Genomic DNA, 26008 nt, shown 5'->3' on the forward strand with positions numbered 1-26008 from the left:
ATGGAAAATATTTTGGATCTGTGGAATAAAGCACTTCAAAAAATAGAGACAAAGTTGAGCAAGCCCAGTTTTGAGACATGGATGAAATCGACAAAAGCCCATTCTCTTCAAGGTGATACGCTTACAATTACCGCACCAAATGAATTTGCTAGAGACTGGCTGGAATCAAGATATCTTCACTTAATTGCTGATACCATCTACGAACTGACAGGTGAAGAGCTCAGTATTAAATTTATTATTCCTCAAAATCAGGATGAAGTGGAAGCTATGCCAAAGTCTCCAATTAAAAAAATGTCTAAAGAAGATCCCGTCGATATTCCACAAAATATGCTGAATCCAAAATATACATTTGATACTTTTGTTATTGGTTCAGGCAACCGATTTGCGCATGCCGCTTCACTTGCAGTTGCGGAAGCACCAGCAAAAGCATATAATCCGCTCTTTATTTATGGGGGCGTTGGTTTAGGAAAGACTCACTTGATGCATGCGATTGGTCATTATGTCATCGACCATAATCCATCAGCCAAAGTGGTCTATCTATCATCTGAAAAATTTACAAATGAATTTATCAACTCAATCCGAGACAACAAAGCTGTCGATTTCCGTAATCGCTATCGGAATGTCGATGTGCTTTTGATAGATGATATTCAATTTTTAGCTGGAAAAGAACAAACACAAGAAGAATTTTTCCATACATTCAACACACTTCACGAAGAAAGTAAGCAAATCGTCATTTCTAGTGATCGGCCGCCGAAAGAAATTCCGACACTTGAAGACAGATTACGCTCTCGATTCGAATGGGGCTTAATCACAGACATTACCCCGCCAGATTTAGAAACGCGTATTGCGATTTTACGAAAAAAGGCAAAAGCAGAGGGATTAGACATTCCGAATGAAGTCATGCTTTATATTGCCAATCAAATCGACAGCAACATTCGTGAACTGGAGGGTGCTTTGATTCGTGTCGTTGCTTATTCTTCTTTAATTAATAAAGATATCAATGCGGATCTAGCAGCTGAAGCGCTAAAGGACATCATTCCTTCATCGAAGCCAAGGATCATTACAATTAAAGATATTCAAAGAATTGTAGGGCAGCAATTTAATATTCGCTTAGAGGATTTCAAAGCGAAGAAACGTACGAAGTCAGTTGCTTATCCAAGACAAATTGCCATGTATCTCTCTAGAGAAATGACCGATTCCTCTCTGCCTAAAATAGGAGAAGAATTTGGAGGTCGTGATCATACGACTGTCATTCATGCTCATGAGAAGATTTCGAAATTAATCGTTGAAGATGAACAGCTTCAGCAGCATGTGAAAGAAATCAAAGAACAATTAAAATAACCTAGCTGATATAATAAGTACGGGAAAATGTGAATAACTAGAGCATAGTCATACACAGTCTGTCCACATGTGGATAGGCTGTCTTTCCTTTCTTATTACCGACTTATCCACATATTCACAAGCCCTACTATTACTTCTACGATTTTTATTAATAAAATATATATACATGTCATTAAGAAAATTTAGGAGGACCACTATGAAATTCACGATTCAAAAAGATCGTCTTGTCGAAAGTGTCCAAGATGTATTAAAGGCCGTATCCTCTAGAACAACGATACCTATTTTGACAGGGATAAAAATTGTTGCATCTGATGAGGGGGTTTCTCTCACAGGAAGCGACTCTGATATCTCAATTGAATCCTTTATTTCTCAAAGAGATGGAGATTTAGAAGTGATCACGATTGATCGTCCAGGGAGTATTGTGCTTCAGGCCCGCTTCTTTAGTGAAATTGTGAAGAAACTGCCAATGGCTACTGTCGAAATTGAAGTAGAACAAAATCACCTCACCATCATCCGTTCTGGTTCAGCGGAATTTAACTTAAACGGCTTAGATGCTGAGGAATATCCGCATCTTCCGCAAATTGAAGAGCATCATGCATTTCAAATTCCGACAGACCTGCTTAAAAACTTAATTCGTCAAACTGTTTTTGCAGTGTCCACCTCAGAAACACGACCTATCTTGACAGGTGTAAACTGGAGGGTAGAAAAAGGTGAATTAATATGCACAGCGACGGATAGCCACCGTCTTGCTTTAAGAAAAGCGAAGTTGGATATTGACGAGGAAAGCTCATACAATGTCGTGATTCCAGGGAAAAGTTTAACAGAGCTAAGTAGAATCCTTGATGATGGACAAGATCTTGTGAGCATCGTAATTACAGAAACACAAGTTCTCTTTAAAGCACAAAACGTGTTGTTCTTCTCAAGATTGCTGGATGGTAATTATCCAGATACAGCTCGCCTGATCCCGCAGGAAAGTAAAACGGATGTCGTGGTCAACACGAAGGAATTCCTTCAAGCTATTGATCGTGCATCACTTTTGGCAAGAGAAGGACGCAATAACGTCGTAAAGCTGTCAGCTGATCCTGAACAAAGCCTTGAGATTTCTTCTAATTCACCTGAGATCGGTAAAGTAGTCGAAACGGTTCAAGCAGATGACATTAAAGGGGAGGACCTTAAAATCTCCTTCAGTCCAAAATATATGCTGGATGCGTTAAAAGTATTAGAGGGAACAGAAATTCATGTAAGCTTTACTGGCGCCATGAGACCTTTCCTGTTGCGCACACCAAATGATGATTCAATCTTGCAGTTGATTCTTCCAGTCAGAACATATTAATTCAATCTAAAATAGCTGCTGTGAGAGTGCACAGCAGCTTTTCTTCTCGTTTACCATGCTTTCTTTCATCCCAGTTCGCTTTCCCCCTTTCCTTCTTGTCTTGTTTTTTAGTACAATTAGATATTAGTGATATTGAAAGAGGTCGATACAATGCCTAATCTTATAACCATTGAGAAAGAAATGATTACATTAGGGCAGTTTTTGAAATTAGCCGAAGTCATCCAATCTGGCGGAATGGCGAAATGGTTTTTAAGTGAACATGAGGTGTTCATTAATCAAGAGCCAGATAATAGACGGGGACGCAAACTATACCCAGGAGATGTTGTCGAGATAGAAGGTTATGGCACATTTCAAGTTGTGAATTAGAAACGGGTGACAATACATGTACATTCAAAGTCTGGCGTTAACTTCATACCGAAACTATGAACACACCGAGCTTCAATTCGACAACAAGGTGAATGTCATGATCGGTGAGAATGCCCAAGGTAAAACGAACTTGATGGAAGCGATCTATGTATTGTCGATGGCAAAGTCGCATCGTACGTCAAATGATAAAGAACTTATCCGATGGGACCAAGACTATGCTAAAATAGAAGGTAGAGTCATCAAAAAAAATGGTCCACTCCCAATGCAGCTAGTGATCTCAAAAAAAGGGAAAAAGGGCAAGGTCAATCACATTGAACAACAGAAGCTCAGTCATTATGTTGGTGCGTTAAACACCATCATGTTTGCACCAGAGGACTTAAGTCTTGTGAAGGGCAGCCCGCAAATCCGCAGAAGATTTCTCGATATGGAGATTGGACAAGTTTCTGCTGTCTACTTGCATGATTTATCGCTCTATCAAAAAATTCTCTCTCAGCGGAATCATTACTTGAAACAATTGCAGACAAGAAAGCAAAAGGATCAAGCGATGCTGGAGGTTTTAACAGAGCAGTTGATTGATGCGGCAGCGAAAGTTGTCAAAAGACGACTGACTTTTACGAAACAGCTCGAGAAATGGGCGCAGCCGTTGCATTTTGGCATTTCTAGAGAGCTAGAAACACTCACGCTCCAATACCACACGGCGATAGAGGTATCAGAAGCGTCAGACTTGTCGAAAATAAAGAATAGCTATGAAGAATCGTTTCAGAAACTAAGAGACAGAGAAATAGACCGAGGAGTGACGCTGTGGGGACCTCACAGAGATGACCTTCTTTTCTTTGTGAATGGTCGGGATGTTCAGACATATGGCTCTCAAGGGCAGCAAAGAACAACAGCTCTTTCACTAAAGCTGGCAGAAATCGACTTGATACACGAAGAGATTGGAGAATATCCCATTCTTCTACTCGATGATGTTTTATCTGAACTTGATGATTACAGACAGTCTCATTTGCTCCATACCATTCAGGGACGTGTACAGACCTTCGTCACCACAACAAGTGTTGAAGGCATCGATCACGCCACCTTGAAAGAAGCGGAAATTTTCAGAGTAGCCAGTGGAAAAGTAATTGACTGATAAATGAGGTGTGGGTCTTGTATATTCATTTAGGTGATGATTGTGTTGTTTCTACACGAGAGATTGTCGCAATTGTTGATTACAAAATGAGGTCGTCTTCTGTTGTGGAAGAGTTTCTCCTAAAACACGAAAGACAAATCATTTCGTTATCACAAGGGACACCCAAATCCATCGTCGTCACAACTAAATCTGTTTATTACTCTCCTCTTTCCTCAAGCACGCTCAAAAAACGTGCTTCATTTGTGATTGAAATTGAAGTCTAAAAGCTCAATTCATATAAATATATCGTTTAAGAAAAGTGTAGGTGAATGTACGTGGCAATGGAACAGCAACATAATAGTTATGATGAAAATCAGATACAGGTGCTTGAAGGACTAGAAGCTGTTAGAAAACGTCCAGGAATGTACATTGGGTCAACCAGTGCAAAAGGACTTCACCATCTTGTATGGGAAATTGTCGACAACAGTATTGATGAGGCTTTAGCTGGATATTGCACAGATATTACGGTGCAAATTGAAAAGGATAATAGCATTACAGTGAAAGATAATGGCCGCGGAATTCCTGTTGGGATTCATGAGAAAATGGGACGTCCTGCTGTAGAGGTTATTATGACTGTTCTTCACGCTGGCGGTAAATTTGACGGCAGCGGTTATAAAGTATCTGGCGGTCTGCATGGCGTAGGGGCATCTGTTGTTAATGCGTTATCTACGACCTTAGACGTGACTGTATATCGTGATGGGAAAATTCATTATCAACAATTCAAACGTGGTGTTCCAGTTGGAGATTTAGAGATCATTGGTGAAACAGATGTTACAGGGACAACCACTCATTTTGTGCCAGATACAGAAATTTTTACTGAAACCATTGAATTTGATTACGACACACTTGCCAACCGTGTACGTGAGTTAGCTTTCTTAACAAAAGGTGTCAACATCGTTATTGAAGATTTACGCGAGGGGAAAGAACGACGAAATGAATACTGCTATGAAGGCGGTATTAAGAGCTATGTAGAACATTTAAATCGCTCAAAAGAAGTCGTTCATGAAGAACCCGTTTACATCGAAGGTGAAAAAGATGGAATCACGGTTGAAGTGGCATTACAATATAACGATTCCTATACAAGCAACATCTATTCCTTCGCCAACAATATCAACACGTATGAAGGCGGAACACACGAAGCAGGCTTTAAAACAGGTCTGACACGTGTCATCAATGATTATGCTCGTAAAAATGGCGTATTCAAAGATGGAGACTCGAATTTGAGCGGTGAAGATGTGCGAGAAGGCTTAACAGCCATTATCTCCATCAAACATCCAGATCCTCAATTCGAAGGACAAACGAAGACAAAGCTCGGTAACTCAGAAGCAAGAACCATTACCGACTCCCTTTTCTCTGAAGCACTTGAGAAATTCCTCTTAGAGAACCCTGATGCTGCAAAGAAAATTGTGGAGAAAGGCGTGATGGCAGCTCGTGCAAGAATGGCTGCCAAAAAGGCACGTGAGCTGACAAGACGTAAAAGTGCACTGGAAGTCTCCAGCTTACCGGGGAAACTGGCGGATTGTTCTTCTAAAGACCCTTCCATCTCTGAACTTTATATCGTAGAGGGAGATTCTGCGGGTGGATCTGCTAAGCAAGGTCGTGATCGTCACTTCCAAGCAATCTTACCGTTAAGAGGGAAGATCCTAAACGTAGAAAAAGCGCGACTAGATAAAATTCTATCGAACAACGAGGTTCGGTCAATGATTACAGCGTTAGGGACTGGAATCGGAGAAGACTTTAATTTAGAGAAAGCTCGCTATCACAAAGTTGTGATCATGACGGATGCGGATGTCGATGGAGCGCACATTCGAACGCTGCTTTTAACATTCTTCTATCGCTACATGCGTGAAATCATTGAAAACGGTTATGTGTATATTGCGCAGCCACCTTTATTTAAAGTGCAGCAAGGTAAACGTGTTGAGTATGTGTATAACGATAAACAGCTAGATGAGCTGCTAAAGACATTGCCTCAAACACCAAAACCTGGACTTCAGCGCTATAAAGGTCTTGGAGAAATGAACGCAACTCAGCTTTGGGAAACAACAATGGACCCTGATGCGAGAACACTTCTTCAAGTCACACTTGAGGATGCGATCGATGCTGATGAGACATTTGAAATGCTCATGGGAGATAAAGTAGAGCCGAGAAGAAACTTTATCGAAGAAAATGCGCAATACGTGAAAAACCTCGATATTTAGATAGATCCCTACTGAGAACAACCTTATTTCTTGTTTGGAATAAGGTTGTTTTTCAAGAAATAGGGGCGTGTAACCAATGTCCTGTTTTTCCGTGTTTTCGCTGATTTTCTAGTAAATAAATGTGTATAAAGACGAGATTATTGATATAATGGAGAATAGTCTTGTGAAGATAAATACATATTTTACTCCCACATAATTTATTTCATGTGATACGTAAAGGGAGGTTCTTATAGTGAGTGAACAACATACACCAAATGTACGCGAAGTGAATATTAGTCAGGAAATGCGTACGTCTTTTTTAGATTATGCAATGAGTGTGATTGTGTCGCGTGCATTACCAGATGTGCGTGACGGATTAAAGCCCGTGCATCGAAGAATTTTGTATGCGATGAATGACCTAGGTATGACAAGTGATAAACCATTTAAGAAATCTGCACGTATCGTCGGGGAAGTTATCGGTAAGTATCACCCTCATGGTGACAGTGCTGTATACGAAGCGATGGTTCGTATGGCGCAAGACTTCAACTATCGTTATATGTTAGTAGATGGTCATGGAAACTTTGGTTCAGTCGATGGAGACGGAGCAGCGGCGATGCGTTACACCGAGGCACGTCTATCGAAGATTTCTATGGAAATCCTCCGTGATATCACTAAGGATACCATTGATTATCAGGATAACTATGACGGCAGTGAAAGAGAGCCAATGGTGATGCCTGCAAGGTTCCCGAACTTATTGGTAAACGGAGCGACAGGAATTGCTGTAGGAATGGCGACCAATATTCCGCCACACCAATTAGGTGAAGTGATTGATGGAGTATTGGCTATCAGTCAAAACCCTGAAATGACCACACAGGAACTTATGGACATCATCCCAGGCCCAGATTTCCCAACAGCAGGTCAAATCATTGGCCGAAGTGGTATTCGGAAGGCGTATGAGACAGGGCGCGGCTCTATTACATTAAGAGCAAAATCGGATATTGAGGAAACATCTAGTGGTAAACAGCGCATTGTTATCAATGAGATCCCTTACCAAGTCAACAAAGCCCGTTTAATTGAAAAAATTGCTGATCTTGTGCGTGATAAAAAGATTGATGGCATTACAGACTTGCGTGATGAATCAGATCGTAATGGTATGCGTATTGTCATTGAACTGCGTAGAGATGCAAACGTTCATGTTCTATTAAACAATCTTTATAAACAAACGACACTTCAAACGTCTTTTGGTATCAACTTATTAGCACTTGTTGATGGACAGCCGAAAGTCTTGTCCCTCAAACAATGTCTAGAGTACTATCTAGAGCATCAAAAAGTGATCATTCGCAGAAGAACAGCGTATGAGCTACGTAAAGCAGAAGCAAGAGCACACATTTTAGAAGGTCTGAGAATTGCACTTGATCACTTAGATGAAGTCATTGCTTTAATTAGAGGCTCTCAAACTGCGGAAATTGCGAGAAATGGTTTGATGGAGAACTATAGCTTGTCTGAAAAACAGGCACAGGCCATTCTTGATATGCGACTTCAGCGTTTGACTGGTCTAGAACGAGAAAAGATAGAAGATGAATATAAAGGACTTGTTGATTTGATTGCTGAATTAAAAGCCATTTTAGCAGACAATGAGAAAGTACTTGAAATCATTAGAGAAGAATTAATAGAAATTAAAGAACGCTTCAATGATACGCGCCGTACTGAAATTGTGACAGCGGGTATTGAAACAATTGAAGACGAAGATTTGATTCCTGTTGAGAACATCGTGATTACGCTGACGCATAATGGTTATATCAAGCGTCTCCCTGCATCAACATACCGCAGTCAAAAAAGAGGCGGTAAAGGTGTCCAAGGAATGGGAACCAACGAAGATGATTTCGTTGAACAGTTGATTTCAACATCGACCCACGATACGATTCTTTTCTTCTCTAATAAAGGGAAGGTATATCGTGCGAAAGGGTATGAGATTCCTGAATTCGGACGGACAGCGAAAGGGATTCCGATCATTAACCTTCTTGAAGTAGAAAAGGGAGAATGGATTAACGCCATTATTCCAGTAAGCGAATTTGATGAAAATTCGTACCTCTTCTTTACAACAAGACACGGTGTATCCAAACGGACGACATTGTCTCAGTTCGCTAACATTCGAAACAACGGTCTTATTGCACTTAGCCTTCGTGACGAAGATGAACTGATGGCTGTTCGTTTAACCAATGGAGAAAAACAAATCATCATTGGGACGAAAAAGGGGATGCTGATTCGTTTCGCCGAGACAGATGTTCGTGAAATGGGACGTACGGCAGCTGGGGTCAAAGGGATTACACTTTCTGAGGATGACATCGTCGTTGGAATGGAAATCCTTGAGCCAGATGCAAACGTATTGATCGTAACCGAAAGAGGTTATGGTAAATTAACGCCTGAAAAAGAATATCGTGTTCAAACTCGAGGCGGTAAAGGTCTTAAAACATGCAAGATCACTGACAACAATGGTCCGCTTGTCACAGTGAAGGCGACCAATGCTGAAGCTGAAGAAGATTTGATGATTATTACAGGGAGCGGTGTCATCATTCGTATGGCCGTTTCAGACATTTCGACAACAGGCCGTGTCACTCAAGGTGTCCGCCTAATCCGTCTTGGTGATGAGGAACATGTCGCAACAGTGGCATTAGTTGAACAATCACAAGAAGACGATGAAGATAATGAAGAGAACGTAGAGAATATAGATTCAGATCAAGAGCAATCTGAGTAAAAATAAAGCCGGTTTTTCACCGGCTTTATTTTTTTTGAAAAAACATCACTTTTTTTGAAATTTATAATGCTTTTTTCATAGATATGTGTTAATCTTTCAAAGGAGCAAAAAGAGGCTCTATTTTTTATCTCATTCCCCAGTAAAAACTTCTTAGAAAAACAAAATGTTTTTTAAGAAAAATGTTGACTGTTGATAGAGATATATGATATATTTAAGTGGTCGCTTTAAGAGAGTGACACACAAGTTCTTTGAAAACTAAACAAGACAAAACGTACCTGTTAATTCGAGTTTTTATAAAAAATCCTATGTTATATCATAGGTAGTCAGTCAAACGCTGACGAAAAACAAAACTTCGGTTTTGTACTTTTTCGGAGAGTTTGATCCTGGCTCAGGACGAACGCTGGCGGCGTGCCTAATACATGCAAGTCGAGCGGACAGAAGGGAGCTTGCTCCCGGATGTTAGCGGCGGACGGGTGAGTAACACGTGGGTAACCTGCCTGTAAGACTGGGATAACTCCGGGAAACCGGAGCTAATACCGGATAGTTCCTTGAACCGCATGGTTCAAGGATGAAAGACGGTTTCGGCTGTCACTTACAGATGGACCCGCGGCGCATTAGCTAGTTGGTGGGGTAATGGCTCACCAAGGCGACGATGCGTAGCCGACCTGAGAGGGTGATCGGCCACACTGGGACTGAGACACGGCCCAGACTCCTACGGGAGGCAGCAGTAGGGAATCTTCCGCAATGGACGAAAGTCTGACGGAGCAACGCCGCGTGAGTGATGAAGGTTTTCGGATCGTAAAGCTCTGTTGTTAGGGAAGAACAAGTGCGAGAGTAACTGCTCGCACCTTGACGGTACCTAACCAGAAAGCCACGGCTAACTACGTGCCAGCAGCCGCGGTAATACGTAGGTGGCAAGCGTTGTCCGGAATTATTGGGCGTAAAGGGCTCGCAGGCGGTTTCTTAAGTCTGATGTGAAAGCCCCCGGCTCAACCGGGGAGGGTCATTGGAAACTGGGAAACTTGAGTGCAGAAGAGGAGAGTGGAATTCCACGTGTAGCGGTGAAATGCGTAGAGATGTGGAGGAACACCAGTGGCGAAGGCGACTCTCTGGTCTGTAACTGACGCTGAGGAGCGAAAGCGTGGGGAGCGAACAGGATTAGATACCCTGGTAGTCCACGCCGTAAACGATGAGTGCTAAGTGTTAGGGGGTTTCCGCCCCTTAGTGCTGCAGCTAACGCATTAAGCACTCCGCCTGGGGAGTACGGTCGCAAGACTGAAACTCAAAGGAATTGACGGGGGCCCGCACAAGCGGTGGAGCATGTGGTTTAATTCGAAGCAACGCGAAGAACCTTACCAGGTCTTGACATCCTCTGACAACCCTAGAGATAGGGCTTTCCCTTCGGGGACAGAGTGACAGGTGGTGCATGGTTGTCGTCAGCTCGTGTCGTGAGATGTTGGGTTAAGTCCCGCAACGAGCGCAACCCTTGATCTTAGTTGCCAGCATTTAGTTGGGCACTCTAAGGTGACTGCCGGTGACAAACCGGAGGAAGGTGGGGATGACGTCAAATCATCATGCCCCTTATGACCTGGGCTACACACGTGCTACAATGGACAGAACAAAGGGCTGCGAGACCGCAAGGTTTAGCCAATCCCATAAATCTGTTCTCAGTTCGGATCGCAGTCTGCAACTCGACTGCGTGAAGCTGGAATCGCTAGTAATCGCGGATCAGCATGCCGCGGTGAATACGTTCCCGGGCCTTGTACACACCGCCCGTCACACCACGAGAGTTTGCAACACCCGAAGTCGGTGAGGTAACCTTTATGGAGCCAGCCGCCGAAGGTGGGGCAGATGATTGGGGTGAAGTCGTAACAAGGTAGCCGTATCGGAAGGTGCGGCTGGATCACCTCCTTTCTAAGGATATATGGAGCAGTGTGCGTTTTCGTCTTGTTTAGTTTTGAAGGAACTTGCAAAAGATCCTACAACATCATATCTTCGATATGAAAGATGGGCCTGTAGCTCAGCTGGTTAGAGCGCACGCCTGATAAGCGTGAGGTCGGTGGTTCGAGTCCACTCAGGCCCACCATCTTCTATTAAATCGGGGCCTTAGCTCAGCTGGGAGAGCGCCTGCCTTGCACGCAGGAGGTCAGCGGTTCGATCCCGCTAGGCTCCACCAACGTGTTCTTTGAAAACTAGATAACAATAAGTAATACATTCACATTGAATGCAATGCAAAGTTCATCACACATAGTGATTCTTTCTAAAGTAAGAAATGGTTAAGTTAGAAAGGGCGCACGGTGGATGCCTTGGCACTAGGAGCCGATGAAGGACGGGACGAACACCGATATGCTTCGGGGAGCTGTAAGCAAGCTTTGATCCGGAGATTTCCGAATGGGGAAACCCACTGCTCGTAATGGAGTAGTATCCATACTTGAATACATAGAGTATGAGAAGGCATACCCGGGGAACTGAAACATCTAAGTACCCGGAGGAAGAGAAAGCAAATGCGATTCCCTGAGTAGCGGCGAGCGAAACGGGAACAGCCCAAACCAAGAGGCTTGCCTCTTGGGGTTGTAGGACACTCTATACGGAGTTACAAAGGAACGATATAAGCGAAGAGGTCTGGAAAGGCCCGCCAAAGAAGGTAACAGCCCTGTAACTGAAATGTTGTTCTCTCCAGAGTGGATCCTGAGTACGGCGGAACACGTGAAATTCCGTCGGAATCCGGGAGGACCATCTCCCAAGGCTAAATACTCCCTAGTGACCGATAGTGAACCAGTACCGTGAGGGAAAGGTGAAAAGCACCCCGGAAGGGGAGTGAAATAGATCCTGAAACCGTGTGCCTACAAGTAGTCAGAGCCCGTTAAAGGGTGATGGCGTGCCTTTTGTAGAATGAACCGGCGAGTTACGATCCCGTGCAAGGTTAAGCAGAAGATGCGGAGCCGCAGCGAAAGCGAGTCTGAATAGGGCGCATGAGTACGTGGTCGTAGACCCGAAACCAGGTGATCTACCCATGTCCAGGGTGAAGTTCAGGTAACACTGAATGGAGGCCCGAACCCACGCACGTTGAAAAGTGCGGGGATGAGGTGTGGGTAGGGGTGAAATGCCAATCGAACCTGGAGATAGCTGGTTCTCTCCGAAATAGCTTTAGGGCTAGCCTCAAGGTAAGAGTCTCGGAGGTAGAGCACTGATTGGACTAGGGGCCCCTACCGGGTTACCGAATTCAGTCAAACTCCGAATGCCGATGACTTATCCTTGGGAGTCAGACTGCGAGTGATAAGATCCGTAGTCGAAAGGGAAACAGCCCAGACCGCCAGCTAAGGTCCCAAAGTATACGTTAAGTGGAAAAGGATGTGGAGTTGCTTAGACAACCAGGATGTTGGCTTAGAAGCAGCCACCATTTAAAGAGTGCGTAATAGCTCACTGGTCGAGTGACTCTGCGCCGAAAATGTACCGGGGCTAAACGTATCACCGAAGCTGCGGACTGTTCTTACGAACAGTGGTAGGAGAGCGTTCTAAGTGCTGTGAAGTCAGACCGGAAGGACTGGTGGAGCGCTTAGAAGTGAGAATGCCGGTATGAGTAGCGAAAGACGGGTGAGAATCCCGTCCACCGAATGCCTAAGGTTTCCTGAGGAAGGCTCGTCCGCTCAGGGTTAGTCGGGACCTAAGCCGAGGCCGAAAGGCGTAGGCGATGGACAACAGGTTGATATTCCTGTACCACCTCCTCACCATTTGAGCAATGGGGGGACGCAGGAGGATAGGGTAAGCGCGGTATTGGATATCCGCGTCCAAGCAGTTAGGCTGGGAAATAGGCAAATCCGTTTCCCGTGAAGGCTGAGCTGTGATGGCGAGCGAAATTTAGTAGCGAAGTTCCTGATTCCACACTGCCAAGAAAAGCCTCTAGCGAGGTGAGAGGTGCCCGTACCGCAAACCGACACAGGTAGGCGAGGAGAGAATCCTAAGGTGATCGAGAGAACTCTCGTTAAGGAACTCGGCAAAATGACCCCGTAACTTCGGGAGAAGGGGTGCTTCTTAGGGTGTTAAAGCCCCGAGAAGCCGCAGTGAATAGGCCCAGGCGACTGTTTAGCAAAAACACAGGTCTCTGCGAAGCCGTAAGGCGAAGTATAGGGGCTGACGCCTGCCCGGTGCTGGAAGGTTAAGAGGAGCGCTTAGCGTAAGCGAAGGTGCGAATTGAAGCCCCAGTAAACGGCGGCCGTAACTATAACGGTCCTAAGGTAGCGAAATTCCTTGTCGGGTAAGTTCCGACCCGCACGAAAGGCGCAACGATCTGGGCACTGTCTCAACGAGAGACTCGGTGAAATTATAGTACCTGTGAAGATGCAGGTTACCCGCGACAGGACGGAAAGACCCCGTGGAGCTTTACTGCAGCCTGATATTGAATGTTGGTACAGCTTGTACAGGATAGGTAGGAGCCTTGGAAACCGGAGCGCTAGCTTCGGTGGAGGCATCGGTGGGATACTACCCTGGCTGTATTGACCTTCTAACCCGCTGCCCTTATCGGGCAGGGAGACAGTGTCAGGTGGGCAGTTTGACTGGGGCGGTCGCCTCCTAAAATGTAACGGAGGCGCCCAAAGGTTCCCTCAGAATGGTTGGAAATCATTCGCAGAGTGTAAAGGCACAAGGGAGCTTGACTGCGAGACCTACAAGTCGAGCAGGGACGAAAGTCGGGCTTAGTGATCCGGTGGTTCCGCATGGAAGGGCCATCGCTCAACGGATAAAAGCTACCCCGGGGATAACAGGCTTATCTCCCCCAAGAGTCCACATCGACGGGGAGGTTTGGCACCTCGATGTCGGCTCATCGCATCCTGGGGCTGTAGTCGGTCCCAAGGGTTGGGCTGTTCGCCCATTAAAGCGGTACGCGAGCTGGGTTCAGAACGTCGTGAGACAGTTCGGTCCCTATCCGTCGCGGGCGCAGGAAATTTGAGAGGAGCTGTCCTTAGTACGAGAGGACCGGGATGGACGCACCGCTGGTGTACCAGTTGTTCTGCCAAGGGCATCGCTGGGTAGCTATGTGCGGACGGGATAAGTGCTGAAAGCATCTAAGCATGAAGCCCCCCTCAAGATGAGATTTCCCATTCCGCAAGGAAGTAAGATCCCTGAAAGATGATCAGGTTGATAGGTCTGAGGTGGAAGCGTGGTGACACGTGGAGCTGACAGATACTAATAGATCGAGGACTTAACCTATATTCTAATGTGAAGTTTGAACATTGTTATCTAGTTTTGAGAGAACATTCTCTCCATCAGGTTTGGTGGCGATAGCGAAGAGGTCACACCCGTTCCCATACCGAACACGGAAGTTAAGCTCTTCAGCGCCGATGGTAGTTGGGGGTCTCCCCCTGTGAGAGTAGGACGCCGCCAAGCTTGTATAAGGATCAGTTCCATACGGAACTGGTCTTTTTTGTTTTTTCTTCTAATAGCATCATGATATAAGCTGGGAACTTCTCTTCGGCAATCTCCATGTAGCGTTCAATCATGACGTAATCATCACTAATGTATTGAGACAGCAGCTCGTACCACCATTCAGTTTCGTAGCGGGCAATCATACTGAGGTTATACATTAATAAGTAATGACTGATGATCTCAGGAATCCCTAAAAAGGAATCACGCGTTGACGGAATATACCATTGATCCATTTCTAAATCATAATGAAGATGAGTAGCGAGCGCTGGGTTTTCTTCTAGAGATACATCAAACGTCAGCTTTTTCGCTGCTCTCTGTCTGAGTTTCCAACTTGTATGAAACTCAAAGTATTCAATAAAGCGTTCAGCAGACATGTTATAAAGCAATGGAATATGATCTTGAATCATCATCCCATTGGCCTTTTCCACTTTCACTAATGCTGAGGGCTGTTTTTGAAAATCTAGAATATGACTCATTTCCGGTATCTTTGAAAGGAGATGAATCATCGTAAATCGCTCATCTTCAAGTCCATTTAAATGAAATAGATGCTTTAACACATGCATGCATAGTCCATTTCGTTGAATTTTCACCTCATCTTCACTAAAACGGTAGTGCTGCTTCTTTCTCTTTCTCGATGTTACACCATGGGCCAAAACAGAGGTTTGAGAAGGATAGTGAGGATCAACTGTCAGTAAACAGGCCTTTAGTAACTGAGCCATTCCATAAAACAATAAAATGGGCTTCAGTTCGAGTGGAGCGATAGCTGCCTGTTCATAGAACGTATGGCCATGCTTTAAAAAATAAATAAACCGTTCACAGTTTTTATAGGCTTGCTGGTTTGCATCTTGAATGTTCCGTTTCTCATATTGTTGATATAGAAACTTTTGGGAAGTTTCGAGTGAGTAAAAACGTTTTAAATCCTTCCATCCTGAACTTTTCATCTTCTTCCTCAACTCTCTTTATATTTTCTAAAAATTGCAACTGTTTGTTGCTTCCTTGACATGCTGTTTGCTAGTTGATAATCTACATATAATATTTTGCCGAAAAGAGGGGGATTTACTAATGTGGGAAAGTAAATTTTCAAAAGAAGGTTTGACGTTTGACGATGTTTTGCTTGTTCCAGCTAAGTCTGAAGTACTTCCGCGAGATGTCAATCTATCAGTTGAGTTAACAAGCACATTAAAACTAAACATTCCAATTATCAGTGCAGGAATGGACACGGTGACTGAATCACAAATGGCGATTGCAATGGCACGTCAAGGTGGTCTTGGTATCATTCATAAGAACATGTCTATTGAGCAGCAAGCAGAGCAAGTGGATAAAGTAAAACGTTCAGAGCGCGGCGTTATTACAAATCCATTCTTCTTAACACCTGAGCATCAAGTGTTTGATGCAGAGCACCTAATGGGTAAGTACCGTATTTCAGGTGTACCGATTGTAAATAACATAGAAGATCAAAAGCTTGTCGGTATTATTACGAACCGTGACCTTCGATTTATTTCGGATTATTCAATGAAGATTAGCGATGTGATGACAAAAGAGGAACTTGTGACAGCTTCTGTCGGTACGACGTTAGAAGAAGCTGAAAAAATTCTACAGCAATATAAAATTGAAAAATTACCTCTTTTAGATGACGAAGGAACGTTAAAAGGTCTCATCACCATCAAAGATATTGAAAAAGTGATCGAATTCCCTAACTCCTCTAAAGATGCACATGGCCGTTTAATTGTTGGTGCCGCTGTTGGTGTCACTGGCGATACAATGACTCGTGTAAGAAAATTAGTCGAAGCCAATGTGGATGTCGTTGTCATTGATACGGCACATGGTCATTCACAAGGTGTTCTAAACACTGTATCGAAAATCCGTGAAACATATCCTTCTCTTAATATCATTGCTGGTAATGTTGCAACAGCCGAAGCAACTAAAGCATTGTTTGAAGCAGGAGCAGATATTGTGAAAGTCGGTATCGGACCAGGATCTATTTGTACAACACGTGTTGTTGCAGGCGTTGGTGTACCACAAATCACAGCGATCTATGATTGTGCAACAGAAGCAAGAAAACATGGTAAAGCTATTATTGCAGATGGTGGAATTAAATATTCAGGTGATATCGTAAAAGCTCTAGCATCTGGTGGACATGCTGTAATGCTTGGAAGCCTTCTAGCTGGTACATCTGAAAGCCCAGGAGACACAGAAATTTTCCAAGGTAGACGCTTCAAAGTTTATCGCGGTATGGGTTCAGTCGCTGCAATGGAAAAAGGAAGTAAAGATCGTTACTTCCAAGAAGATAATAAAAAATTCGTTCCAGAAGGTATTGAAGGCCGTACACCATACAAAGGACCAGTCGTTGATACAGTATATCAACTCGTTGGCGGTATCCGTTCTGGTATGGGCTATTGTGGAACACAGGACTTACGCTCTCTTAGAGAAGATGCACAGTTCATTCGCATGACTGGTGCAGGACTTCGTGAGAGTCATCCACATGATGTACAAATTACAAAAGAATCACCAAACTACACAATTTCTTGATAAATTGTGACAGTTAAATTACATTTGACAGGGTCTATGACTCTGTCTATTTTTTTTGTCTTTATTGTGATAAAATTTATACTGTTGTGTTGAAATAAGCCCTTGTGGATTAAATATATATGAAATATGTCGAAAAAAGATGATAACGGAGGTATGACGATTGAACAGCAAGATATTGAAACAGCTTATGGTCTCTATCCTTGCACTGGCATTGATTGTGACAGCATTTACACCAATGTCCAAAGCAAAAGCAGCTGAAGATCCATTCAATGTGAATGCGAAAGCAGCGATCCTAATTGAAGCTTCTACAGGTAAGATCCTTTATAGTAAAAACGCAGAGCAAAGATTACCTATTGCAAGTATGGCAAAGATGATGACAGAGTATCTTTTACTAGAAGCGATTGCTGAAGGCAAAGTGAAATGGGATCAAACGTATACGCCAGATGATTATGTATACGAAATTTCTCAGGACCGCAGTTTATCAAACGTTCCTTTGAGAAAAGATGGCTCGTATACAGTGAAAGAACTTTATCAAGCAACGGCTATTTATTCGGCAAATGCAGCAGCAATTGGCTTAGCAGAAGTGATTGCTGGATCAGAATCGAAGTTCGTTGAAAAAATGAACGCAAAAGCAAAAGAATTAGGTTTAACAAACTACAAATTCGTGAATGCAACTGGACTAGAAAATAAAGACTTACATGGCAAACAGCCAAAAGGTACAGGTCCTGATGAAGAAAGTGAAGTATCTGCGAAAGATATGGCATTGCTTGCACAGCATCTCATCAAAGACCACCCAGAAATTCTTGAAACATCAAGTATTGCGAAAACAAAGTTCAGAGAAGGCACAGACGATGAAATGGACATGCCTAACTGGAACTTCATGCTTAAAGGACTTGTGAAGGAATATAAAGGTGTAGACGGTCTGAAAACAGGTTCTACAGATTCAGCTGGTTCTAGCTTCACAGGTACCGCTAAGCAAGGTGACATGCGTGTCATCACAGTGATCTTGAATGCAAAAGGTAATCTTCATACAGCACGTTTTGACGTGGCGAAAAAACTGTTCGATTATGCGTTTAAAAACTTCACGATGAAAGAAATGTACAAAAAAGGTCAACAGATCAAAGGACATGAAAACATCGAAGTCGACAAAGGTAAAGACAAAGAAGTACCCGTCGTTACGAAAGAAGCTTTCTCTGTGCCGGTCAAAAATGGCGACGAAAAGAGCTTTAAAGCAAAAGTAAATATCGAGAAAACAAAACTCGAAGCCCCTATTAAAAAAGGAACGAAGGTTGGCATGCTGACGACTTCTTATTCTGGTGATGAGAAGGACTACGGCTATTTGAATAAAGATCAATCAGGTGTTGAGCTTATAACGAAAACAGGCGATGAAAAAGCAAACTGGTTCATCCTTGCAATGCGTGGTGTAGGTGGATTCTTCGCTGGCATTTGGGGCGGAATCGTTGACACAGTAAAAGGTTGGTTCTAATAAAAAACTGCTCTCTATGCATGAGAGCAGTTTTTTTATCGTTAAAAGAAAAGCGATTGTTTGTGATTTTGAGGAGTGGACAAGGCTTGCTGAAAAATACCACATAACTTTTCCACTCCCTCGGTCAGTGCCTTTTCATTCACATAAGAAAAGCTGAGGCGGATATAGTTTTGTTTCGGCTCTCCAGGATAGCACACAGAGCCAGGCAGAAAGGTGATTTGCTGTTTACGTGCCTCATGCAGCAGTGCACGCGTATCAACCCAGGAAGGAAAGCTAAGCCACAAATTGAGCCCACCCTGAGGAATTTGCCACGTCACATCTTTTGGTGCGTGCTTCGTTAACACATCTATCATTAAATCACGTCTCACCTTCAAGGCGGTTCTCAGCTTTTTCGTATGATCAATCATTTTCTTTGAAGTCAGAAATGGCAGAATAGCTTTTTGTGTGAGAAGAGGGCTGCCTAAATCATTATTGGCCTTTGCAGCTAATAAACGATTAAATATCGAGCCTGAAGCAGTGATAATCCCAATTCTGCATCCTGGAGCAAGTGTTTTACTTAAACCCCGTAAATAAATGACGTGTCCATCATGATCCAGACTTTTAATAGGTGCAGGCGGCTTCTTTTCGAAATAAAGCTCACGATAAGGATCATCCTCTACAATCAGACAATCAATACTTTGAGCCAGTAAGAGAAGTTGTTTTCTGCGTTTCATTGACATACTGGCGCCTGTTGGACTGTGAAAAGTAGGAATCGTGTAGATGAGCTTTGGTTTATATTTATCACAAATGCTTTGAAGCTGCTTCATGTTCATTCCTTCATGATCAACCGGGACTGTAATAATTCTTGCCCCTCTCCCCATAAAGACATCAATGGCGCCTGGATAGGTCGGTGCTTCCATGACAACTACATCATCAGGACCGATAAACGCACGTGCGACCAGATCAAGCCCTTGCTGAGAACCACTAGTTACTAGGATATTCTCAGGAGTTGAAGGCACATCCAGCTTTTCTAAAAAAGACTGAATGACCTGCCGCAGCTGAAGATCCCCTTGAATTTCCCCATACTTTGACATGATTTGAGGATGTCTGGCTAGGACATGCTGCATTTCTTTTTCTAAATAACGGTTCGGCAAAAGCCCTGGATCGATCATAGAGGAAGAAAGGTTGATCGCTTCTTCGACATAGTGATACTGAGCAAATTGAGATCGTGGTAAATAATCCGGAATGGATAACTGCCAATCAAAAGAGGTAGATGACGGAACCGGAATCTCTGACTGCTTTTGCAACTCATCCACAAACGTTCCTTTTCCTTGCACAGTCGTTAAATATCCGTCGTCCTTCAGCCGAGTGTATGCCTTTGCTGCCGTGACAAGACTCACATTCAACTGCTTTGCCAAATCACGTACAGTTGGCAGCTTATCTCCCTGTTGAAGCAAACCCGATTGGATATGATCAATGATTGAAAAGTAAATCTGATTTGAAAGCGATGTATCAGAATGTCGATGGATATCAATATGCATGAGAAACCTCCATTGAGTGCAAAATTGTTATACATGAATTTGAATTGTTATAGTTGCATTATAGCATGTAAATGACACTTCAAAGAAAGAATGACATATTTTTAGCAGGTAATCGTTTATATACAAGGGTTTAAGCTATTTTTTCGGCTGATTGAATTGTTATACTATTCTCTTTATTGTTATACTGTCTCGCTTGTATGATAAAGGGGTAAATCAATCGAATTGACAAATGGGAGGAAACTATTGTGAGCAATAAGGGAACTGAACGAGTGAAACGTGGAATGGCAGAAATGCAAAAGGGTGGCGTCATTATGGATGTCGTCAATGCTGAACAGGCGAAGATCGCAGAAGAAGCAGGTGCGGTGGCAGTTATGGCACTAGAACGAGTACCAGCTGATATCCGTGCAGCCGGCGGTGTTGCCCGTATGGCAGACCCAAGAATCGTAGAAGAAGTACAAAATGCAGTAACGATTCCAGTCATGGCAAAAGCACGTATCGGCCATATCGTCGAGGCTCGTGTTCTTGAAGCACTTGGTGTTGATTATATCGATGAGAGTGAAGTGCTGACGCCCGCAGATGAGGAATTCCATTTAAATAAAAATGAATACACAGTACCTTTTGTCTGTGGTTGCCGTGATTTAGGTGAAGCAACCCGTCGTATCGCAGAAGGCGCTTCTATGCTTCGTACAAAAGGGGAGCCTGGAACAGGCAACATTGTAGAAGCTGTCCGTCATATGAGAAAGGTCAATGCTCAGATTCGTAAAGTAGCATCAATGAATGAAGATGAACTGATGACAGAAGCGAAGAACCTAGGAGCACCGTATGAATTATTGCTTCAAATCAAAAAAGATGGCAAGCTCCCTGTTGTTAACTTTGCAGCGGGAGGCGTTGCGACACCAGCAGATGCTGCGTTAATGATGCAGCTTGGAGCAGACGGTGTATTTGTTGGATCTGGTATTTTTAAATCAGACAATCCAGCGAAATTTGCAAAAGCAATTGTTGAAGCAACGACTCACTTCACAGATTACCGTCTCATTGCAGAGCTTTCAAAAGAGCTTGGAACAGCCATGAAAGGAATTGAAATCTCAAATCTACTGCCAGAAGAGCGTATGCAAGAGCGTGGCTGGTAATTAAGGGAGCGCAAACGAACATGCTAACAATTGGTGTACTAGGGCTTCAAGGAGCCGTGAGAGAGCATATTCAATCGATTGAAGCTTGCGCTGCAGAAGGGAAGATCATCAAACGAGCAGAAGAGCTAGCATCTGTGGACGGTCTTATTATCCCTGGTGGAGAAAGCACGACGATGAGAAGACTCATGGATACGTACCAATTCATTGAACCGATCAAAGCGTTCGCTGCAGAAGGGAAACCGATTTTCGGAACATGTGCCGGTTTGATTATGCTGGCAAAGCATATAGAAGATCGAGACGATGCTCATCTTGGACTGTTAAATGTATCTGTTGCACGGAATTCATTTGGCAGACAGGTAGACAGCTTTGAAGCAGATTTAGAAGTAAAAGGACTTGATGCGCCGTTTACAGGAGTGTTCATCCGTGCGCCTCATATCATCAGCGCAGATGAGAGCGTAGATATCATGGCTGAATATGATGGCAGGATTGTGATGGCGAAGGAAAACAATATCTTAGGCTGTTCTTTTCATCCAGAGCTGACAGACGACCACCGGTTAACACAGCTGTTTGTTGAAATGGTGAAGTCCTATAAAACGAAGCTCGCTGTATAAAACGGTTGAAAAGAGATAAAACTTATAGTACATTAAAATCACAATCAAAGATCGAAAAAGCGTTGACGGGAAATAGTAAGAAGCCCCTCTTTCTCAGAGAGCCGATGGTTGGTGCGAATCGGTGAAAGATGCAGTCTGAATCCATCCTTGAGCGAAATGCTGAAACACGTGAAGTAAGCATTTACGGTGATACCGTTACAGAGGAAAGAGGAAAGCATGCTTCTGCATGTTTTCAATCAGGGTGGCAACGCGAGAGCTCTCGTCCCTTTCATGGGATGAGGGCTCTTTTTATTTTTCGATAAAAAAAGGAGTGTTATACATGCTGGATATTAAACAACTGCGCACGGACTTTGATCAAATCAAAGAAAAATTAGCACACCGAGGCGAAGATTTAGCGGATTTTGATAAGTTTGGTGAGCTGGATCAAAAAAGAAGAGAACTAATCGGAAAAACAGAAGAATTAAAGAGCCGAAGAAATGAAGTATCACAGCAAGTGGCTGTTCTAAAAAGAGAAAAGAAAGACGCCGATCACATTATTCAAGAAATGCGTGAGGTAGGAGATGAGATTAAGAAGCTGGATGATGAGCTAAGAACAGTAGAAGAAAGCTTGCAGCACATCTTATTCTCTATTCCGAATATCCCTCATGACACTGTACCAGTTGGGGAAACAGAAGATGACAACGTGGAAGTGAGAAAATGGGGCGAACAGCCGGCATTCTCATTTGAGCCAAAGCCACATTGGGACGTAGCGGATGAACTAAACATTCTCGATTTTGAACGTGCAGGAAAAGTCACAGGAAGCCGTTTCGTTTTTTATAAAGGGCTTGGCGCACGCTTAGAGCGCGCACTATATAACTTTATGCTCGATTTGCACGTAGATGAGTTTGGTTTTACTGAAGTGCTTCCACCTTACATGGTCAATAGAGCGAGCATGACAGGAACTGGGCAGCTTCCAAAATTTGAAGAGGATGCTTTTAAAATCCGTGAAGAAGATTATTTCCTCATTCCAACAGCTGAAGTACCTATTACTAACATGCACCGTGATGAAATAATTGAAGGGGAACAGCTGCCAATCAATTATGCAGCGTTCAGTGCTTGCTTTAGATCAGAGGCTGGATCTGCCGGCAGAGATACACGCGGACTCATCCGTCAGCATCAGTTTAATAAGGTAGAGCTTGTGAAATTTGTAAGACCTGAAGATTCTTATGAAGAATTAGAGAAACTAACAAATCAAGCAGAAAAAGTCCTTCAGTTATTAAACCTGCCATACCGTGTCATGAGCATGTGTACGGGAGATTTAGGATTCACGGCTGCGAAGAAATACGACATCGAAGTATGGATTCCGAGCCAAGATACGTATCGTGAAATTTCTTCTTGCAGTAACTTTGAAGCATTCCAAGCAAGACGTGCAAACATTCGATTCCGTCCAGAACCTAAAGCCAAGCCAGAGCATGTGCACACATTAAATGGATCTGGTTTAGCAGTAGGAAGAACCGTGGCGGCCATTTTAGAAAACTATCAGCAAGAGGACGGCACTGTGATCATCCCTGAAGTACTGCGTCCTTATATGGGAAATAAAGAAGTCATGAAATAAGATGCCGCTATGGCATCTTATTTCTTTTTCCCAAAAGTCCTACAGTTTTCCTAAATTTAGCCGATAGAAATACTAAAAGCTTCTAGGAAAGAAGGAATAACCTTGAATAGGCTTGACTATTATGTTGAAATGGCTCAATTAATTAGAAAAGTTCTAGATGAAAGTATCCTTTTCGGCATCACTGATACAGAGAAGGTGCTTTGTTACTATCCGTCTAAAACAATAGATTTTGGCATGAAGGTTGGGGACCCATTGAACCCAGAAGACCAAAACGTGGCGACGACATTAAGAGGACAAGAATATGACGGTCATTTACCAGAGTCTTTATATGGTTATGAAATTGCAGTAAAAGGTTACCCGATTTTTGATGAAAATAGAAAAGTAATTGGCTCTTTTTTAGTGGCTTTTTCACATCACCGTGAAAAGAAATTAAGCGGTTATATGGAGCATATCAATGATGTAGCGAAAGAACTTCAAAGTGGAATTGAGCAAATTGCTGCGCATTCACAAGAGCTGGCTGCCACAAGTTTAGAAATAAGCGAACAGGCAGGAAGAGCGGAAGAGAAATCTGCAAATATTGAAGAAGTCGTCAAAACCATTGGCGGGATTGCTAGACAAACAAACTTGCTAGGCCTAAATGCTGCAATTGAAGCAGCAAGAGCAGGAGAGAATGGAAAAGGGTTTGCTGTCGTAGCTGATGAAGTTCGTAAATTATCAGATGGCTCAAAGGAAGCGGCTGAAACCATTAATACCTTCTTAAAAGAGATCCAAGACAGCATTGGCACTTTGTCTGAAAACATCTCACAAATCAGCAGTTCAACAAATGAACAAGCAAAACAAGTGACAGACTTTACGAAAATTATTGAATCATTAAATGAGTTTAAAGAAGAGATGAATCATTTTATTGAAGAGATTAGACAGGATACAAAATAGATCAAGAGCAGCCGTCGATGGCTGCTTTTTTATGGGCAGATTCTCATGCCAAAATAACTTATTGAAATTTTTTTCGAAAAGATGTTGACTTGAAATAAATCGATATGGTATATTAATTCTTGTCGATACGGAGGAATACCCAAGTCCGGCTGAAGGGATCGGTCTTGAAAACCGACAGGGGTGTCAAAGCCCGCGGGGGTTCGAATCCCTCTTCCTCCGCCATATTGATTTTTTACCTTAGTTGAATTGAAACGCAAGCATAAAAATTGGAATTGTCAAACCGCTGCATTTGCGAAATGCAGCGGTTTTTTTATTTTGTTTTAGAGCGATTTTTTTGAATAACAGAAGCTATTTCATGAAGAATGGGATCAAGTGAGCTTTCATCATGAAGTAAGTCGTAATCTTCAATGTTAATTTTAATCACTGGGCATAAATCGAATTGTTCAATCCATTCCGTGTATCGAGTGTACATTTCTTCCCAATAGGCTCGATCCGTTTGAGTTTCCATCTCTCTGCCGCGTTCCTCAATACGATGTAAAATGTGATTTAAATCCCCGTGCAAATAGATGAGAACATCAGGGTGAGGGAAGTAAGGTGTCATCACCATCGCCTCGAATAGACTCGTATACGTTTCATAATCTACTTCAGACATCGTACCTTTGTCCGCATGCATTTTTGCGAAAATGCCAGTGTCCTCATAAATTGAACGATCTTGCACATATCCTCCACCAGATTCAAAAATCCGCTTTTGCTCCTTAAAACGCTCAGCTAGGAAATAGACCTGTAAATGGAAGCTCCATCTTTGGAAATCTGAATAAAAGGGCTCTAAGTATGGGTTATCATCTACTTTTTCAAGAGAGGTTTGAAAGCCGAGCTTGTCCGCTATTGTTTTAGTCATAGTTGATTTTCCGACACCAACAGTCCCGGCGATTGTGATCACTGCATCCTTTGGTATTTCGATATTGTTCATAGCACTTGCTCCTTTATGTTCTGTACAATTTGCTTGTAATCTTGCTGTGAGGAAACGAAGTCTGTATGATCTCCTTCAATTGTAATGATAGGAAGCCCTGGGTCAGTCTGTTTTAAATGTTCAATGGCCAGCTCATAATCTTCAATGAGTGTTTTTAAATAAGCCGGTTCAATGTCTTCTTCAAAAGAGCGTCCTCTCATCTGTATTCTTTCAAGTAAGGTAGGAAGGCTGGCTTTTATATAGATGATGGCATTTGGTTTAGGAAGATCATCTGTTAGCAGGTGATAGATCTTTCTATATTTGTCCATGTGCTTTTTTGATAATGTTCTTTCTGCAAATATCATATTTTTATAGACATGATAATCAGTGACAATCGGCTGCTGTTGATTCACATAGTTTTCTTGAATAGATTCTAATTGTTTGAACCGATTGCATAAAAAGAACATCTCAAGCTGAAAGCTCCATTGTTCCATATCTTCATAAAATTTATCTAAGAATGGATTTTCTTCTACAATCTCTTTTACTAAAGGAAATTGAAATTCCTTCGCAAGCATTGTAGCCAAAGTTGTTTTTCCGGCTCCAATTGGGCCTTCCACTGCAATAAAAGGGGCAGGATACATAGGCGTTCTCCTCTATCTATAAAGTTGTCAAACCAATGTATATTGTACCATACC

16 protein-coding genes, 3 tRNA genes, 3 rRNA genes, 1 pseudogene and 1 other annotated feature are annotated in these 26008 nt (G+C 42.9%); of the genes and pseudogenes, 19 read left to right on the top strand and 4 right to left on the bottom strand.

Annotation, left to right across the window (positions count from 1 at the left end; genetic code table 11):
- From dnaA to rrf, 12 genes are all read left to right on the top strand, one after another.
- Entirely contained in the window at window positions 1-1341 is a 1341-nt protein-coding gene (dnaA, locus tag MHB79_RS00005; protein WP_003214781.1) for a chromosomal replication initiator protein DnaA, read from the top strand.
- A gap of 196 nt (window positions 1342-1537) precedes the next feature.
- Window positions 1538-2674: a DNA polymerase III subunit beta gene (gene dnaN, locus MHB79_RS00010; protein ID WP_050944677.1), complete on the top strand. Its 1137-nt coding sequence runs from the start codon at window positions 1538-1540 to the stop codon at window positions 2672-2674.
- Between the two features lie 150 nt (window positions 2675-2824).
- The gene (gene yaaA, locus MHB79_RS00015) at window positions 2825-3040 is read left to right on the top strand and encodes a S4 domain-containing protein YaaA (protein WP_003215257.1); all 216 of its coding nucleotides are present in this window, start codon (window positions 2825-2827) and stop codon (window positions 3038-3040) included.
- A 16-nt stretch (window positions 3041-3056) separates the two neighbouring features.
- The gene (recF, locus tag MHB79_RS00020; protein WP_003215341.1) at window positions 3057-4169 is read left to right on the top strand and encodes a DNA replication/repair protein RecF; all 1113 of its coding nucleotides are present in this window, start codon (window positions 3057-3059) and stop codon (window positions 4167-4169) included.
- Window positions 4170-4186: 17 nt separating this feature from the next.
- Window positions 4187-4432 (top strand): extracellular matrix regulator RemB, encoded by a 246-nt coding sequence (gene remB, locus MHB79_RS00025; RefSeq protein WP_212046499.1) that lies wholly within the window; start codon window positions 4187-4189, stop codon window positions 4430-4432.
- A gap of 57 nt (window positions 4433-4489) precedes the next feature.
- A complete protein-coding gene (gene gyrB, locus MHB79_RS00030) occupies window positions 4490-6406 on the top strand; it encodes a DNA topoisomerase (ATP-hydrolyzing) subunit B (RefSeq protein WP_034620352.1) in 1917 nt (638 codons plus the stop codon).
- A 232-nt stretch (window positions 6407-6638) separates the two neighbouring features.
- Entirely contained in the window at window positions 6639-9140 is a 2502-nt protein-coding gene (gyrA, locus tag MHB79_RS00035) for a DNA gyrase subunit A (RefSeq protein WP_050944679.1), read from the top strand.
- A 365-nt stretch (window positions 9141-9505) separates the two neighbouring features.
- Window positions 9506-11054 (top strand): 16S ribosomal RNA (locus MHB79_RS00040).
- A gap of 95 nt (window positions 11055-11149) precedes the next feature.
- Window positions 11150-11226 (top strand) — tRNA-Ile (locus MHB79_RS00045).
- A gap of 14 nt (window positions 11227-11240) precedes the next feature.
- Window positions 11241-11316 (top strand) — tRNA-Ala (locus MHB79_RS00050).
- 98 nt (window positions 11317-11414) lie between these two features.
- Window positions 11415-14345, top strand: a 23S ribosomal RNA gene (locus MHB79_RS00055).
- Window positions 14346-14406: 61 nt separating this feature from the next.
- Window positions 14407-14522 (top strand): 5S ribosomal RNA (gene rrf / locus MHB79_RS00060).
- Together the 16S, 23S and 5S rRNA genes with 2 tRNA genes alongside form the textbook arrangement of a ribosomal RNA operon.
- Before the next feature lie 11 nt (window positions 14523-14533).
- On the opposite strand, the gene MHB79_RS00065 is transcribed toward rrf, so the two are convergent.
- Window positions 14534-15502: a YaaC family protein gene (locus tag MHB79_RS00065; RefSeq protein WP_106030389.1), complete on the bottom strand. Its 969-nt coding sequence runs from the start codon at window positions 15500-15502 to the stop codon at window positions 14534-14536.
- 121 nt (window positions 15503-15623) lie between these two features.
- Here MHB79_RS00065 and guaB point away from each other — a divergent pair, with 121 nt between their 5' ends.
- A complete protein-coding gene (guaB, locus tag MHB79_RS00070; protein WP_340988635.1) occupies window positions 15624-17090 on the top strand; it encodes an IMP dehydrogenase in 1467 nt (488 codons plus the stop codon).
- Window positions 17091-17250: 160 nt separating this feature from the next.
- Window positions 17251-18576, top strand: coding sequence for a D-alanyl-D-alanine carboxypeptidase family protein (locus MHB79_RS00075; RefSeq protein WP_340988637.1), 1326 nt, complete (start codon window positions 17251-17253; stop codon window positions 18574-18576).
- Window positions 18577-18617: 41 nt separating this feature from the next.
- Here the strand turns inward: MHB79_RS00075 and pdxR are convergent, their stop codons facing one another.
- Window positions 18618-20096 carry a MocR-like pyridoxine biosynthesis transcription factor PdxR gene (gene pdxR, locus MHB79_RS00080; RefSeq protein WP_251191611.1) on the bottom strand — a complete coding sequence of 493 codons (1479 nt, stop codon included), beginning with the start codon at window positions 20094-20096 and terminating at the stop codon, window positions 18618-18620.
- Between the two features lie 245 nt (window positions 20097-20341).
- Between pdxR and pdxS the strand changes: the two genes are divergently transcribed.
- From pdxS to MHB79_RS00105, 5 genes and pseudogenes are all read left to right on the top strand, one after another.
- The gene (gene pdxS / locus MHB79_RS00085; protein WP_003218112.1) at window positions 20342-21226 is read left to right on the top strand and encodes a pyridoxal 5'-phosphate synthase lyase subunit PdxS; all 885 of its coding nucleotides are present in this window, start codon (window positions 20342-20344) and stop codon (window positions 21224-21226) included.
- Window positions 21227-21246: 20 nt separating this feature from the next.
- Window positions 21247-21837 carry a pyridoxal 5'-phosphate synthase glutaminase subunit PdxT gene (gene pdxT / locus MHB79_RS00090; protein WP_050945825.1) on the top strand — a complete coding sequence of 197 codons (591 nt, stop codon included), beginning with the start codon at window positions 21247-21249 and terminating at the stop codon, window positions 21835-21837.
- Between the two features lie 53 nt (window positions 21838-21890).
- Window positions 21891-22107 (top strand) — a binding site (T-box leader).
- A gap of 49 nt (window positions 22108-22156) precedes the next feature.
- Entirely contained in the window at window positions 22157-23431 is a 1275-nt protein-coding gene (serS, locus tag MHB79_RS00095; protein WP_065097774.1) for a serine--tRNA ligase, read from the top strand.
- A gap of 597 nt (window positions 23432-24028) precedes the next feature.
- Window positions 24029-24364: pseudogene (locus MHB79_RS18985) on the top strand (methyl-accepting chemotaxis protein); the annotation flags it as partial.
- A gap of 129 nt (window positions 24365-24493) precedes the next feature.
- Window positions 24494-24586, top strand: a tRNA-Ser gene (locus MHB79_RS00105).
- Window positions 24587-24674: 88 nt separating this feature from the next.
- Here MHB79_RS00105 and MHB79_RS00110 read toward each other — a convergent pair.
- Both MHB79_RS00110 and MHB79_RS00115 read right to left on the bottom strand, forming a co-directional pair.
- Window positions 24675-25334: a deoxynucleoside kinase gene (locus tag MHB79_RS00110; RefSeq protein WP_012009062.1), complete on the bottom strand. Its 660-nt coding sequence runs from the start codon at window positions 25332-25334 to the stop codon at window positions 24675-24677.
- On the bottom strand, window positions 25331-25954 hold the full coding sequence (locus tag MHB79_RS00115) for a deoxynucleoside kinase (protein ID WP_340988641.1): 624 nt from the start codon (window positions 25952-25954) through the stop codon (window positions 25331-25333). The genes MHB79_RS00110 and MHB79_RS00115 overlap by 4 nt, the downstream gene beginning before the upstream one ends.
- Between the last annotated feature and the right edge of the window lie 54 nt (window positions 25955-26008).

Origin of the sequence: Bacillus sp. FSL M7-0558, from assembly GCF_038003245.1 — a bacterium.
GTDB lineage: Bacteria > Bacillota > Bacilli > Bacillales > Bacillaceae > Bacillus > Bacillus pumilus.